Origin of the sequence: Arthrobacter sp. MSA 4-2 (assembly GCF_016405885.1) — a bacterium.
Taxonomy (GTDB): Bacteria; Actinomycetota; Actinomycetes; order Actinomycetales; family Micrococcaceae; genus Arthrobacter_D.
Genome location: NZ_JAEKGC010000001.1, coordinates 257569 through 271217, shown reverse-complemented (window position 1 = coordinate 271217; position 13649 = coordinate 257569). Strand labels below are relative to the sequence as shown.

The window sequence follows — 13649 nt, the reverse complement described above, 5'->3', positions numbered from 1 at the left end:
CCGCATGGCCTAACGCGCCCCGGCCGGGACCGGAGTGGGGAGGAACCCCACCTTCGCATACACATCGGCCAGCGTCGCCGAGGCGGTCTCCCGCGCCTTGGCCGCCCCCTTGGCGAGCAGGCGGTCGAGTTCGGCAGGATCGTCGAGGAGCTCGGCGGCGCGCGCCTGAATGGGCCCGAGGGACTCGGCGACCACCTCGGCCAGGTCCACCTTCAGGTGCCCGTACATCCGTCCCTCGTACTCCGCCTCGAGGGACGGGATGGAGCGGCCGGTCAGCGCGGAGTAGATCGTGAGCAGGTTCGAAACCCCGGGTTTTTCCTCGCGGTCGAACGTGATCGAGGTGCCCGCATCGGTGACCGCCGACCGGATCCGCTTCGCCGTGACCTTCGGATCGTCGAGGAGGTTCACCAGCCCCATCGGGGACGAGGCCGACTTCGACATCTTGGCCGTCGGGTTCTGCAGGTCGTAGATCTTGGCCGACTCCTTCTGGATGAAGGGCTTGGGCACCACGAAGGTTTCACCGAAGCGGGCGTTGAACCTCTGCGCGAGGTCGCGGCTGAGTTCGACGTGCTGGCGCTGGTCCTCCCCCACCGGGACGCCCTCGGGCTGGTACAGCAGGATGTCCGCCGCCTGCAGGATGGGGTAGGTGAACAGGCCGACGCTGGCCTGCTCGGAGCCCTGCCTCGAGGCCTTGTCCTTGAACTGGGTCATCCGCGAGGCCTCACCGAACCCGGTGATGCAGTTGAGCACCCAGGCCAGCTGGGCGTGCTCGGGCACATGGGACTGGACGAAGAGGGTGGCCTTGTCCACGTCGACCCCGCCGGCGATGTACTGGGCGGCGGTGATCCGGGTCCGTTCGGCGAGCTCCGCGGGGTCCTGCGGCACGGTGATCGCATGCAGGTCCGGGATGAAGAACACCGCGTCGTAGTCCTCCTGCATCCGGACCCAGTGCACCAGCGCACCGAGGTAGTTGCCGAGGTGGAGCGATCCCGCGGAGGGCTGCATCCCCGAAAGGATGCGCTGGCGGCCGGTGGGTGCGGTGAGGGTCATGGCGCGCTTCCTGTCGTCTAGAGAGAGTAGTCAACGACCACGGGGGCGTGGTCGGAAAAACGGGTGTCCCACGACGGCGCGCGGTCGACGGTGGCCTCGACCGCCGCCGCGGCGAGCCCGGGGGTCGCGAGGTGGTAATCGATCCGCCAGCCGGTGTCGTTGTCGAAGGCCTTCCCGCGCCAGGACCACCAGGTGTAGGGACCGTCGACATCGCCGGAGAGGGCCCGGTGGACGTCGACATAACCGACGCCGTCGCCGAAGAACCGGTCGAAGTAGGCGCGCTCCTCCGGCAGGAAGCCGGCCTTCTTCACGTTGCCCTTCCAGTTGCGGATATCCCGTTCGGTATGGCCGACGTTGAGGTCGCCGACAACGAGCACGTGGTCCGACTCGGCGGCGAGCGCCGGCAGGCGGGCCTCCATGACGTCGAGGAAGCGGTACTTGTCGTCCTGCTTGGGGGTGCCGACGTCACCGGAGTGGACATAGGCGCTCACCACCGTCAGGGAGGAGCCGTTCACCTTGAAGTCGGCCTCGACCCAGCGTCCCGAGGTGTCGAAGTAGGGCTCCCCGATCGAGGTCCGGGTGGCGGAGGGTTCGACGCGGGAGGCGATGGCCACGCCCGCGCGGCCCTTGGCCTCCGCCTCGGCGTGGAGCAGGTGCCAGGAATCACCGAGCAGTTCGCGGACCACGGCGTCGGGGGCGCGCACCTCCTGCAGGCAGAGAATGTCGACGTCCCGCCCGGCCAGCCACTGGTCCATGCCGCGCTTGTAGGCGGCACGGATTCCGTTGACGTTAACTGAAGCAATCCGGAGGGGTTTCATCGGGATATCGGAAGCGGCACTCACTCGACCCACCTTACCCCGGAGCACCGGGCGAATCATGTTGGCAGAACCCGATCAGGACGGCTGGGCGCCTAGTCGACGATGGTGCCCTCGACGGGCCCGTCACCGGCGTTCTTCATCATCGACCGGGCGTTGTGCGAGGTGATCTCGATGGTCTCCAGGGCGCGCTCGACCATGCCCTCGTCGCGGCCGAGGTATTCGCGGACGACGCCCACCTGGACCTGGACGATCTTGAAGCTGTGATCGAGCTTCAGGTCGCGGGCGCGGGTCGCCTCGTCGGAGGGGCCGGCCTGGCGCCGGGCGGGGGCGAAGCCCTGCTGCGCCTCGCTGAAGCGGTCAGCGGCCTTCCGTGCGGCCCCGCGGAGGGTGAAGACCACGTAGGAGAAGATGAGCAGCCAGCCAAGGGAGATGAGCACGACGAGCCAGCCGACGACGTCGTTCTCGTTGGCCGCGAACACCACGGCGACGAGGAACACGACGATCATGATGGCCATGCCCACCGTCCCCATGCGGACGCTGATACCCCGGCGGGCGGGCTTTCCTGTGCTTCCCAATGACTGCATGGGCCCATTCTTCCAAACAACGAACCCCCTCCCGACGGCTTCCACCACCGGCGAACGCCTGCGCGCGGGCCCCCGCCTCACCCGGGCCGGAAAAGTTTTTTCAGATTCACCCATCCGTGATCCATCTCACCCCGAACCTCCTGTGTGCGCGCCCCCTACCGGCCTGCATCATCCGCACTTATGGAGGAAATTCTCATGAATAAGAAAATGCGTCTCCTTGCAGCTCCAGCCCTTGCCCTCGGCGCAGTCGCCCTGGCGGGATCCCCCGCCCTGGCCGCGGACGGCTCCTACTCATCGACCCTTGGCCAGCTGAACGGCACCACGGGAACCGGTACTATCACCGTCGATGTCACCGGCAACACCGCCATGGTCAACCTTCAGGTTTCCGGCCTCGCAGAGACCTTCATGGACGGGCCCTACCCGCACGTCCAGCACATCCACGGTGGCGCCCAGGGCGTCTGCCCGACCCCTGAGGCCGATGCCAACGGCGACGGCATCATCAGTGTCAGTGAAGGTGCCCCCGGCTACGGCGGCATCCTGACCACCCTGAGCACCAGCGGCGCCACAACCCCCGCCGAGGGCCTGAACCTGGCACTGGGTGGACAGGGCGGAACCTACTCCATCCAGCGTTCCATCGAGCTCGACGCGGACACCAAGGCCGCACTCGAAGCCGGAACCGCCGTCGTGGTGGTCCACGGCCTCGACCCCGCCACCTCGACCGGCTCGGAGGAAGCGTTCAACTCGCCGAGCGACCTGAACCCCGACCTCCCGCTGGGTGCCACCTCGCCCGCCCTGTGCGGCACGCTCGTCGCCTCGCAGATGGGGGCAATGCCCAACGGCGGCGCGGACACCGGCGTCGAGCAGCCGGGTGCGGGCGATAACACCGCCATGATCGCCCTCGGTGGTGGCCTGCTCCTCGCGGCAGCAGCCGGCGGCACCTACGCCGTCCGCCGCCGTTCAGCGGACAACGCGTAACCCCGTCCTCATCCCGTGATGAGCAGAACAACCGGCCGCCGCTGGGGCTTCGCAGCCCCGGCGGCGGCCGCCGTCATCCTCCTGGCCGGTTGCGGCGGAACCCCGGCCGCCTCCGGCCCCGGGACATCCCCGCCCCCGACGAGCACGTCCTCCCCCAGCCCGTCCGCGGCCCCCGGCACACCGGCGCCATCCGCGGACTCCCCGGGCCCGGCCGAGACCACGGCGCCCACCAAGGCCCCGGCGCCTGCACCGCAGGCGCCGGCGGTCCTGGCGGCATCGCCGCCGGTATCCCTCTCCATCCCCGCGATCGGCGCCACCTCTGAGCTGCTCCGGCTGGGACTGCGCGCGGATAAGACCCTCGAGGTGCCGCCCGACGGCCCCGGCGCCCCCGCCAGCTGGTACACCGAGTCCCCCACCCCGGGCGAGCGGGGGCCCGCCGTCCTGCTCGGCCACGTGAACGCCACTGACGGCGGCAAGGGCGTCTTCGCCGACCTCCGGGCGCTGAAGCCCGGCGACCGCATCAGCGTGGCGCGCGAGGACGGAAGCACCGCCGAGTTCAAGGTCCTGCGCGGCGAGGCGTACGCCAAGGCCGCCTTCCCGACCGCGAAGGTCTACGGGAACACCCCCGGCGCGGAGCTGAGGCTCATCACCTGTGACGGCTACGACCCTGCCACCGGGGAGTTCGACGACAACTACGTGGTGTACGCGGCCCTCGTGGGCTGATCCCGTCGGTGCTGATCCCGCCGGTGCTGATCCCGTCCGTGCTGATCCCGTCCGTGCTGATCCCGTCCGTGCTGATCCCGTCCGGTGCTGATCCCGTCGGTGCTGATCCCGTCCGGCGGAACCGGCCTCAGCCGGCGACCAGGCAGAACGGGTGGCCGGCCGGATCAAGGTAGACCCTAAAGGTGTCGGTGCCCGAGTTGAGGTTCACGGCGCCGCCGGCGAGGACCTGCGCCTCGGCCTCGTCGAGGTCGGCCACGAGCACATCGAGGTGCATCTGCTGCGGGAGCTCCTGCCCGGGCCACTTCGGCGGGGTGTAATCCTCCACCAGCTGGAAGGCCAGCGCGGGCCGGTCGGCGGCGTCACCGATGGTGATCCAGTCATCTGACTCGTCGACCCGGACCATGCCGAACAGGTTCTGATAGAAGGTGGCGAGCTGCCCGGGGTCGGGGCAGTCAAGGACAGTTGCTTGCCAGGATCCAATCATGGTCCCAGTATGCGTCGGGGCGTGCCCCTCCGGTAGATGCTGGAGGCAACCTCTGGCGGTGCCCTATCCGGCCACCGGGATGACCTCGATCCCCCGGCCCGCGCCGACGATCACCAGCACCCGATCCCCCACCACGCCGTCGAGGGCCCGGGCGAGTTCCTCCCCGGAGGGCACCGCCGCGTCCGGGGCGGGATCGGCCCGCCTCCAGAGGGTCACCCCGGCGCCGGTGATCCCGCCGATCAGCTCCGCGAGCGTCTCGGCGCCGGTTCCGGCCACAAGGATCACCGAGCCGATCGCCCGGCGGTCCGCGGGCACGGTCCCTCCGGCCGCCCGGTCCTGGCGCCAGACGCTGAAGTGGTAGGCGGCCGTTCCGCCCGTCGCCAGGAGCAGCCCCAGGGGTGCCCGCACGCGCTCGATCAGTGCCGCCCCGCCGACGTCCGCGAGCAGGAACTCGAAGATCAGGTACCCGAGCACCAGCAGCGTGATGTGGGCGACCAGGGCGCTGATGCCGAAGACCGCCACGAGGTAGACCCTGCGCCGGGACCGTTCCCCGGCGCCGGGTGCCGCGGTCGGGCGCCACGCGAACCACCAGACCGGGCCGCCCACCGCCAGCGAACTGATTCCCCCAAGCAGCAGCGTCCGGGGGTCGGCGCCGACCACCGGCGAGGCGAGCGCTGCGAGGAGGGCATTGACGATCACGCCGACGCCGGCCGCCGCGGCCGCCAGGGAAACGCCCGAGGTGACGAGCCGGCCGCCCAGGCGGGTGCCCTCGGCCCGGGTGGCGGCGGCGCGCAGGTGGTAGACCCACACCGGCGCGCCGATTGCCGCCGCGGCGAGCGCCGGCGCCAGGGGATTCAGCAGCGCGGGCAGCGGATCCGTCCGGTCGAAGGCGAGCCGCAGCAGCACGAAGAGCACCGTGCCCAGCCCGCCGAGGGTCAGCAGACCCGCACCGAGTACCCCGAACAGCACCAGGGCGACGTTGGAGAGCGCCGTGCGCAGGCGCCGTCCGCCGCCGCGCACCCAGTACACCAGCCACAGACCGGCTCCCCCGGCCGCCCACACGAGGGCCGAAAGGGACGCGCGCCACCAGGGCACCCCGATGGCTCCGGGCGAGGTGAAGCCCTCGACGGCGGCGCCGAGGAGGCCCGCCAGCGCCGAGTAGGCCCCACCGACCGCCAGGACGAGTCCGAAGATGTAGCCCCCAACGAGCGGAAGATCCTTCAGTGCGAGGGGACCCCTGGTCCGGTGGCGCCACATCCAGTGGTGCCACAGGAGCACCCCGGTCCAGACGAGGCCGCGCGCCAGGCCCCAGGACCACCGCTCCGGGTCGCCGCCGATGAGCGAGGCTGCCGTGCCGAGCAGCGCGGTGGCCGCGGTGATCAGCGACACCGCGTAGATCCCGGCCACGTAGAGGCCCCAGGCGGTCGAGGACCGTTCGCTTTCCACCCGCCGCCAGGCGGCCCACCACAGGAGGGCGGCCAGCGGTCCGCCGACGAGGGTGAAGGCCAGCGAGCGGGCCAGGCCGGCGACATCGTCCGCGACCAGCACGTCGCCGGAGTTGAGGAGCCGCCCGAGCAGTCCGGTGAGGCCGCCGGCGCCGATGAGCACCAGAGCGAAGAGCAGCGTGAAGACGATCAGCCGGCGCAGGACCGGCTGAGCAGCGCTCCGCCCGGGGGCGGCCCGCGTGCCGGTGCTCACCGGGCCTCCGAACCGGCGTCGCACACGCGCAGCTGCCACGGGGCCCGCTCGATGAGCCAGCCGCCGTTGTCGCGGACGAGGCCGAACTCATCCCGGGATTCGTATTCCGAGGAGCCGAAGGGACCGCCGGCATCGAAGGTCACGATCGACACCTCGACGTCCGCGGTGTTCTCCCGCTCCCGGGTCGCGACGAGGCTGATTCGAAGGTTGTCCTCGGTGGGGGTATGGAACTCGTCGCAGGGCTCGGACTGCTCCGTGAGGTAGGCGGCCGCGGCCTCATCATCCCCGTCGATCACCGCCGCGGAGTAGCGCTGGACCACACCGCCGGGAGTGGAGGCATCGAGCAGCTTCACCTCCCCGCGGGAGAACACGACGGCCAGGGCAACCACCACGAGGAGGCCGAGCACCGCGAGCAGGACGGGGAGGGTGCGGTCGCGCCGGGCGGAATTCATGTGCACAGTATGCGCCACCGTGCGGGGTCCGCCACTGCATGCCGGTGCACCGCGGGTCGGTGCCGGTCCCGCGGGCCGGCACCGCTATTTGAGGAACAGCGCCCGCAGCCGCCCGGTGGTGAGCACCACGCCGATAGCGATCATGGCGGCGTAGTACAGCACGTGGACCCCGGTGGCCGCGGTGAACACCCCGGCGCTGATCTGCCGGAGGAGTTCGACACCGTGCCAGAGCGGCAGGGCCTGGATGAACACCTGGATGGGCTGCGGGTAAACGCTCAGCGGGTAGAAGGTCGCAGAGAACAGGAACATGGGCAGCATCACGAAGTTCACCCACTCCATCTGCTGGAAGGTCTTCATGAAGCTGGTGATGGCCATGCCGAACGCCGCGAACCCGAAGGCGATCAGCACCGAGGCGGGAATCATCAGCAGCGCCCACGGCGTGGTGATGAGGCCCATCACGCCCATCACCGCCGTGAACCCCGTCGCGTAGAGCGCCCCGCGCAGCAGGGCCAGGAAGATCTCGCCGATGGCGACGTCGAGCGGCCCGAGCGAGGTCGAGAGCATCCCTTGGTACAGCTTGGCGAAGTTCATCTTGAAGAAGACGTTCCAGGTGCTGTCGTAGACGGCGCCGTTCATGGCGGACACCGCCAGCAGGGCCGGGGCGATGTACGCGGCGTAGCTGATCTCGGAACCGCCGGGGCCGGTCACCGTGCCCACGAGCGCGCCGAGGCCCACGCCCATCGACAGCAGGTACAGCACCGGTTCGAAGAAACCGGAGACCATCACCATCCAGTTGCTGCTCTTCGTGGCGCGCAGGCCGCGGGCGATGACGGCGCGGGCGTTGCGCGAATACAGGGCGCCCAGGGTGCGTGTGCGGCCGGTGAGCCGGTAGTCCTCGACGGAGAGCGGGTTTGTCATGCGCCCAGCCTTCGGGCGAAGGTCCGCTGGGCCAGGCGCCAGCCGAGCACCGTCAGGGCGATCAGGAAGATCAGGTGGACCGCGGCGAGGCCCGGCGGGATGGCATGCCCGTAGGTCAGGGCCCGCCCCAGCTCCGTGCCGTGCCACAGCGGTGAGATCCAGCCGATCCAGCGCAGCAGCAGCGGAAGGGTGTCGAGCGGGAAGAAGGTTCCGGAGAACAGGAACAGCGGGGTGGCGATGAACCGCATCACCAGGGCGAACTGGCCCTTGTCCTCGGTGAGGCTTGCCGCGTAGGCCATCAGGGGCACGCCGAAGGCCAGGCCGCTGAGCACCGCGACGGGCACGGCGACCCAGCCCCAGGGCGACGGCGAGGCCCCGAAGAGGGCCACGATGGCGAAGTAGATGACCGACATCACCGCCAGCCTCAGGGTGACGGCGATGATGTGGCCGTTGACGATCTGGTGGGTGCCCAGCGGCGAGGCGTGCGGGCCGTAGTAGACCCGGCGCCACTTGAAGCCGTCCATCACCGGGTAGGTGAATTCGTTCGTCGCCGCCATCAGGGCGGCCGAGGCCAGCAGGGCGGGGGCGAGGAAGGCGAGGTAGCTCACGCCGCCGAACGTCCCGGCCCCGGAGCTGTCGACCAGGCTGGCCAGGCCCACGCCCATGGCGAAGAGGTACATCACCGGAGTGCCCACGCTCGAGGCGAGGATTGTCCACCGGTAGCTGTTCATGACCCGCAGGACATGTTCGGCGTAGTACCAGGAGCCGAAGGCACGTGCCCGGGCGGCCGAAATCTCAGGTGGATGGGCGCCCCCCGGTCCCGGCGTGCCGGAGGGGGCCGCGGGGCGGGCACCGGTGCGGTGCTCAGTCAACGAGGCTCCTTCCGGTCAGGCGCAGGAACACGTCCTCGAGGGAGGACCGGCGCACCAGGGAGGTGATGGGGTGGAGGCCGCGGGCGGTGACCTGCTCGAGGGCCGCCTCGCCGTCGGAGGCATAGATCAGGACCCGGTCGGGCAGGGTCTCGAGCCGCTCCCCGATGCCCTCGAGGTCGGCCGCCACGGTGGTGTTGCGTTCGGAGCCGAACCGCAGTTCGAGCACCTCGCGGGTCGAGTGTTCCCGGATGAGGGTGGCCGGCGACCCCTCGGCCATGATCCTGCCCTTGTCCACGACCACCAGGCGGTCGCACAGCTGTTCGGCCTCGTCCATGTAGTGGGTCGTCAGGATCAGCGTGACCCCGGATTCCTTGAGGCGGAAGAGCCGGTCCCAGAGGATGTGGCGGGCCTGCGGGTCCAGGCCCGTCGTGGGCTCGTCGAGGAGCAGGATCTTCGGCTCGTTGATCAGCGACCGCGCGATGGTCAGCCGGCGCTTCATGCCGCCCGAGAGCGAGTCGACTTTGGCGCCGGCCTTCTCGGTCAGCTGCGCGAACTCAAGGAGCTCGTCGGCCTTGGGCTTCAGGTAGCTCATCGGCAGGCCGAAGTAGCGCCCGTAGACCAGGAGGTTGTCGCGGACCCGCAGTTCCTCGTCGAGGTTGTCCTGCTGCGGCACGACGCCAAGGTGGGCACGGACCTCGGGGCCGTGCCGTTCGGGGTCGAGGCCCATGATGGAGAGCTCGCCGGAGGTGCGCTGGGAGACCCCGCCGATCATCTTCATCGTTGTCGACTTGCCGGCTCCGTTGGGGCCCAGCAGCCCGAAGGCCTCCCCGGCCGGCACCTCGAAGGAGATCCCGTCGACGGCGGCGAACTCGCCGTAGTGCTTGCTCAGGGCGCGCGCGGCAATAACAGGCTCAGCGGTGAGGTTGGGAGGCACCAGCCAAGCCTAGGCCAGAAAAGCCATTGGGACTAGCCAATCCGGGCAGGAGAGCGGCGGGTGGACGGCCAGCGCACCCGACGACGACGCTCGTATCCGGAAACGACAACCGCACCGGATATTTCCGGTGCGGTTGTCGTTTTCGGGCGAGCTTGCGGCTAGAGCCGGCGCTCGGCGGCGTCGACGACGTTGGCCAGCAGCATTGCCCGGGTCATGGGCCCGACGCCGCCGGGGTTGGGTGACAGCCAGCCGGCGACCTCGGCCGCGGCAGGTTCGACGTCGCCGGAAAGGACCGCCTTGCCCGTCTCGGGCTCCTCGATCCGGGTGACCCCGACGTCGAGCACGATCGCCCCGGGCTTCAGCTGCGCCGCCTTGATCATTCCGGGGAAGCCCGCCGCGGCCACGACGACGTCGGCCCGCGCGAGGTGGTCCTCGAGGTCGGTGGTGCCCGTGTGGGCGAGGGTGACCGTGGCGTTGACCGCCTTGCGGGTCAGGAGGAGCCCAAGCGGCCGGCCGACGGTGACACCGCGTCCGACGACCAGCACGTTGCGCCCGGCGAGTTCGATGCCGTGGCGCCGCAGCAGCTCGATGATGCCGTTGGGCGTGCACGGCAGCGGCGAGGCCATCGGCGCGCCCACATTGAGCACCAACCGGCCCAGGTTGGTCGGGTGCAGGCCGTCGGCGTCCTTGTCGGGGTCGATCCGCTCCAGGATGCGGTTCGTGTCGATGTGCTTCGGCAGGGGAAGCTGGACGATGTACCCGGTGGTGTCGTCGTCGGCGTTGAGTTCGTCGATGACCGCCTCGAGCTCCTCCTGCGTGATGGACTCGGACAGGTCCCGGCGGATGGAACGGATGCCGACCTGGGCGCAGTCGCGGTGCTTCCCTGCGACATAGGATCTGCTGGCCGGGTCGTCCCCTACGAGGACGGTGCCGAGCCCGGGCTGCACGCCGCGGGCGGCGAGCTCGCGGACCCGCACGGCGAGCTCGTCCTTGATCGCGGCGGCCGTGGCCTTGCCGTCGAGGACGCGGGCGGTGGTGGTGCTCATGAACGTTCTCCGGTCGTTTCAGGGGTCTCGATCAGTTCAAGAAGGAACGCCTTCCCGCGGTCACAGCACCCGGTGAAGCAGCATTCCACGCTGGGAATGTCGAACTCCCCGGACGCCGCCGCCCGGGAGGAGGCGGCGCCCGCGGGGAGTTCTCCTACCACTCCTCGTGGCCCGGGTACAGCGGGAAGTTGGCGGCGAGGGCCGACACCCGTGCCCGCAGGGCGGCGACGTCGGGGGACGGCTTGAGGGCCGCGGCGATGATTTCGGCGACCTCGGTGAACTCGGCGGCACCGAACCCGCGCGTGGCCAGCGCCGGGGTGCCGATGCGCAGCCCGGAGGTGACCATGGGAGGCCGCGGATCGAAGGGAACGGCGTTGCGGTTGACGGTGATGCCGACCGAGTGGAGGAGGTCCTCCGCCTGCTGCCCGTCGAGGCTCGAGTTGCGCAGGTCGACAAGCACCAGGTGCACGTCCGTGCCGCCGGTCAGGACGGAGACGCCGTGCTCGGTGACGTCGGACCCGGTGAGGCGCTCAGCGATGATCCGGGCGCCCTCGAGGACTCGCTCCTGGCGTTCCTTGAATTCGGCGGATCCGGCAATCTTGAAGGCGGTGGCCTTTGCGGCGATGACGTGCATCAGCGGCCCGCCCTGCTGGCCCGGGAAGACGCTCGAGTTGAGCTTCTTGGCCCAGTCCTGCTTGGCCAGGATGACTCCGGAGCGTGGTCCGGCGAGGGTCTTGTGGACGGTCGAGGTCACCACGTCGGAGTACTGGACCGGGCTGGGGTGCAGGCCCGCGGCCACGAGTCCGGCGAAGTGGGCCATGTCGGTCCACAGGAGCGCACCGGTCTCGTCGGCGATGGAGCGGAACGCCTCGAAGTCGAGGTGGCGCGGGTACGCGGACCAGCCTGCGATGAGGACGTCGGGCTTCTCGGCGAGCGCCTGGGCGCGGACCCGGTCCATGTCGAGCCGGTGGGTGTCCTCCTCGACACCGTAGGCGGCGACCTCGTAGAGCTTGCCGGAGAAGTTCAGCTTCATGCCGTGGGTGAGGTGCCCGCCGTGGGCCAGCGAGAGGCCCATGATCTTGTCGCCCGGCCGGATCATGGCGGCGAGGGCGGCGGCGTTGGCCTGCGCGCCCGAGTGGGGCTGCACGTTGGCGTACTCGGCGCCGAACAGCTCCTTGACGCGGGAAATGGCGAGGTTTTCGGCGACGTCGACGTGCTCGCAGCCGCCGTAGTAGCGGCGTCCCGGGTAGCCCTCGGCGTACTTGTTGGTCAGGACCGAGCCCTGGGCCTCAAGCACGGCGCGGGGGGCGAAGTTTTCGGAGGCGATCATTTCGAGGGTGTCCCGCTGGCGGCCCAGCTCGTCGCGCAGGACCGCGGCGATCTCCGGGTCGATCTCGGACAGCGGGGCGTTGGTGACGGAATCGGTCAGGGGCGAAGTGGTCACGGAAGGTCCTTCGGTGGTGGGGTGCTTTACAGCTCAGGCTACCCGCAGCACTGTGGTGCAGCCCACTCGGGGCGGCGCTCAGCGGCGGAAGTAACCCCCGGCCCAGGCGTGCGATCCGTGGTTGGCACAGTGCCCCGCGGAGTCTTTCGGGCCCTCGCCCGGCTCCCCGCAGTGCGTGCCGCTTCCCGGTGGTTGCCCACCCTACGCCAGTCGCGGCGCCACCTATCCTAGCCGCAGCGCTCCGGACGGTGCCACCCGGCCGGCGGGTCCCGGCGCACCTTTCCGCTCCCGGCCGCGCTCCCGGCGGCGGCACCGGCGCCGTCACCGGCGCCCTCACCGGCGCCCTCACCGGCGCCCTCACCGGCGCCCTCACCGGCGCGGTTACCGACTCGGCGCCGGGGAGGCCTGCCCGGCAGTGTGATGCTCCTCATGGCGGGCCACTTCTGGGGGCGGCACCGGAATACACGTGGATTTGGGCCGGTTGCACCGTTCACATGCCCGGTCTCCGCCGGGCCGATGGATGCCGGTGCCGACGCCGGTGGAACAGGGCGGGATAGTGGACAACGAAGTGCGCGAGACGGATATCGTCGTCATCGGTGCCGGCCAGGCCGGCCTGAGCAGTGGCTATTATCTGCGCAAGCACGGGATCGAGCCGGGCAGCGGCTTCGTGATGCTCGACGCGAACGAGGGCCCCGGAGGCGCCTGGCGCCACCGCTGGCCGTCGCTGACCTTCGATGCCGCCCACGGACTCCACCCGCTGCCGGGCCTGCCCTTCGATACCCCCAACCCGAAGGAGCCGTCCTCGGCCGTCGTGACCCGCTACTACGGCGCCTATGAGGCCGAGTTCGGACTGCCGGTGCTGCGCCCGGCGCGCGTGGCCCGCGTCGACCGCATCGACGGCGGAGAGCGCCTTGAGGTCACCGGCCGCGGGGGCATCTCCTGGCGGGCACGGGCCGTCATCAACGCCACGGGCACCTGGGACAGCCCCTACCTGCCCTACTATCCGGGGCGGGACCTTTTCCGCGGCCAGCAGCTTCACACCCACGGGTTCCGGGCCGCTCCCGATTTCACCGGCAAGCGGGTCCTCGTGGTCGGTGGGGGAACCTCGGCGGCCCAGTTCCTGCTCCAGCTCAACGACGCCGGGGCGAGCACGATCTGGAGCACCCGCCGGCCGGTGGAATGGCTCGACCGGGACTTCACCCCGGAGTGGGGGCGGGAGATCGAGGCCGCGGTCAACGCCCGCACCCGCGCCGGGCTTCCCCCGAAGAGTGTCGTGGGCACCACGGGCATCTCCCTCACGGCGCAGTACGCGGCCGGCATCGAGGCGGGAATCCTCATCTCCCGCGGGCCGATGCGGCGGCTCACCGAACACGGCGTCGAGCTTGAGGACGGCACCTACGAACCCGTCGACGTCGTGCTGTGGGCCACCGGCTTCCGGGCCTCGATCGACCACCTGGCCCCGCTGCACCTGCGCGAACCCGGCGGGGGCATCCGCATGGACGGCGTCCGGGTGATGCGCGAGGAGCGCCTCCTGATGGTCGGCTACGGCGCGTCCGCCTCCACGGTGGGGGCCACCCGCGCGGGCCGCGCCGCGGCCGGGGCGGCGCTGAAGGTTCTGGGCTCCCGGGAACCGGTGCCTGCCCGGTAGCCC

15 protein-coding genes are annotated in these 13649 nt (G+C 70.4%); 3 read left to right on the top strand and 12 right to left on the bottom strand.

Going from position 1 to position 13649, the window contains the following annotated elements; translation table 11 throughout:
- Positions 1 to 9: 9 nt before the first annotated feature.
- The 3 genes from trpS to I6N91_RS01150 all read right to left on the bottom strand — a co-directional run bounded on the left by trpS (position 10) and on the right by I6N91_RS01150 (position 2452).
- Positions 10 to 1050 (bottom strand): tryptophan--tRNA ligase, encoded by a 1041-nt coding sequence (trpS, locus tag I6N91_RS01160; RefSeq protein ID WP_198810081.1) that lies wholly within the window; start codon positions 1048 to 1050, stop codon positions 10 to 12.
- Between the two features lie 17 nt (positions 1051 to 1067).
- Positions 1068 to 1868, bottom strand: a complete 801-nt coding sequence (locus tag I6N91_RS01155) for an exodeoxyribonuclease III (RefSeq protein WP_198810196.1) — start codon at positions 1866 to 1868, stop codon at positions 1068 to 1070.
- 92 nt (positions 1869 to 1960) lie between these two features.
- Positions 1961 to 2452 carry a hypothetical protein gene (locus I6N91_RS01150; RefSeq protein ID WP_198810080.1) on the bottom strand — a complete coding sequence of 164 codons (492 nt, stop codon included), beginning with the start codon at positions 2450 to 2452 and terminating at the stop codon, positions 1961 to 1963.
- Between the two features lie 195 nt (positions 2453 to 2647).
- On the opposite strand from I6N91_RS01150, the gene I6N91_RS01145 reads away from it, so the two are divergent.
- The gene (locus tag I6N91_RS01145) at positions 2648 to 3427 is read left to right on the top strand and encodes a CHRD domain-containing protein (RefSeq protein ID WP_198810079.1); all 780 of its coding nucleotides are present in this window, start codon (positions 2648 to 2650) and stop codon (positions 3425 to 3427) included.
- Between the two features lie 18 nt (positions 3428 to 3445).
- Positions 3446 to 4150, top strand: coding sequence for a class F sortase (locus tag I6N91_RS01140; protein ID WP_198810078.1), 705 nt, complete (start codon positions 3446 to 3448; stop codon positions 4148 to 4150).
- Between the two features lie 127 nt (positions 4151 to 4277).
- Here the strand turns inward: I6N91_RS01140 and I6N91_RS01135 are convergent, their stop codons facing one another.
- The 9 genes from I6N91_RS01135 to I6N91_RS01095 form a co-directional block, all read right to left on the bottom strand.
- Entirely contained in the window at positions 4278 to 4634 is a 357-nt protein-coding gene (locus I6N91_RS01135; protein WP_198810077.1) for a VOC family protein, read from the bottom strand.
- A 63-nt stretch (positions 4635 to 4697) separates the two neighbouring features.
- Complete coding sequence (locus tag I6N91_RS01130; RefSeq protein ID WP_307843188.1) at positions 4698 to 6332, bottom strand: DUF5671 domain-containing protein; 1635 nt, start codon at positions 6330 to 6332, stop codon at positions 4698 to 4700.
- Positions 6329 to 6784, bottom strand: coding sequence for a hypothetical protein (locus tag I6N91_RS01125; protein WP_198810076.1), 456 nt, complete (start codon positions 6782 to 6784; stop codon positions 6329 to 6331). Before I6N91_RS01125 ends, I6N91_RS01130 begins: the two co-directional genes overlap by 4 nt.
- 84 nt (positions 6785 to 6868) lie before the next feature.
- Positions 6869 to 7702, bottom strand: a complete 834-nt coding sequence (locus I6N91_RS01120; RefSeq protein WP_198810075.1) for an ABC transporter permease — start codon at positions 7700 to 7702, stop codon at positions 6869 to 6871.
- Entirely contained in the window at positions 7699 to 8574 is an 876-nt protein-coding gene (locus I6N91_RS01115; protein WP_233091294.1) for an ABC transporter permease, read from the bottom strand. The genes I6N91_RS01120 and I6N91_RS01115 overlap by 4 nt, the downstream gene beginning before the upstream one ends.
- The gene (locus I6N91_RS01110) at positions 8567 to 9508 is read right to left on the bottom strand and encodes an ABC transporter ATP-binding protein (protein ID WP_198810074.1); all 942 of its coding nucleotides are present in this window, start codon (positions 9506 to 9508) and stop codon (positions 8567 to 8569) included. The genes I6N91_RS01115 and I6N91_RS01110 overlap by 8 nt, the downstream gene beginning before the upstream one ends.
- 158 nt (positions 9509 to 9666) lie before the next feature.
- Positions 9667 to 10554, bottom strand: coding sequence for a bifunctional methylenetetrahydrofolate dehydrogenase/methenyltetrahydrofolate cyclohydrolase (locus I6N91_RS01105; RefSeq protein WP_198810073.1), 888 nt, complete (start codon positions 10552 to 10554; stop codon positions 9667 to 9669).
- A 154-nt stretch (positions 10555 to 10708) separates the two neighbouring features.
- Entirely contained in the window at positions 10709 to 11998 is a 1290-nt protein-coding gene (glyA, locus tag I6N91_RS01100) for a serine hydroxymethyltransferase (protein ID WP_307843187.1), read from the bottom strand.
- Between the two features lie 227 nt (positions 11999 to 12225).
- On the bottom strand, positions 12226 to 12429 hold the full coding sequence (locus tag I6N91_RS01095; protein ID WP_198810072.1) for a hypothetical protein: 204 nt from the start codon (positions 12427 to 12429) through the stop codon (positions 12226 to 12228).
- 137 nt (positions 12430 to 12566) lie between these two features.
- Here I6N91_RS01095 and I6N91_RS01090 point away from each other — a divergent pair, with 137 nt between their 5' ends.
- On the top strand, positions 12567 to 13646 hold the full coding sequence (locus I6N91_RS01090) for an NAD(P)-binding domain-containing protein (protein WP_307843186.1): 1080 nt from the start codon (positions 12567 to 12569) through the stop codon (positions 13644 to 13646).
- Positions 13647 to 13649: the final 3 nt, after the last annotated feature.

Bases quoted from the DNA above. Each gene is read 5' to 3' on its own strand.
- I6N91_RS01145 (WP_198810079.1), top strand. From the start codon at position 2,648: ATGAATAAGAAAATGCGTCTCCTTGCAGCTCCAGCCCTTGCCCTCGGC.
- I6N91_RS01095 (WP_198810072.1), bottom strand. From the start codon at position 12,429: ATGAGGAGCATCACACTGCCGGGCAGGCCTCCCCGGCGCCGAGTCGGT.
- I6N91_RS01150 (WP_198810080.1), bottom strand. From the start codon at position 2,452: ATGCAGTCATTGGGAAGCACAGGAAAGCCCGCCCGCCGGGGTATCAGC.
- I6N91_RS01120 (WP_198810075.1), bottom strand. From the start codon at position 7,702: ATGACAAACCCGCTCTCCGTCGAGGACTACCGGCTCACCGGCCGCACA.
- I6N91_RS01155 (WP_198810196.1), bottom strand. From the start codon at position 1,868: ATGAAACCCCTCCGGATTGCTTCAGTTAACGTCAACGGAATCCGTGCC.
- I6N91_RS01125 (WP_198810076.1), bottom strand. From the start codon at position 6,784: ATGAATTCCGCCCGGCGCGACCGCACCCTCCCCGTCCTGCTCGCGGTG.
- I6N91_RS01105 (WP_198810073.1), bottom strand. From the start codon at position 10,554: ATGAGCACCACCACCGCCCGCGTCCTCGACGGCAAGGCCACGGCCGCC.
- I6N91_RS01140 (WP_198810078.1), top strand. From the start codon at position 3,446: ATGAGCAGAACAACCGGCCGCCGCTGGGGCTTCGCAGCCCCGGCGGCG.
- I6N91_RS01135 (WP_198810077.1), bottom strand. From the start codon at position 4,634: ATGATTGGATCCTGGCAAGCAACTGTCCTTGACTGCCCCGACCCCGGG.
- trpS (WP_198810081.1), bottom strand. From the start codon at position 1,050: ATGACCCTCACCGCACCCACCGGCCGCCAGCGCATCCTTTCGGGGATG.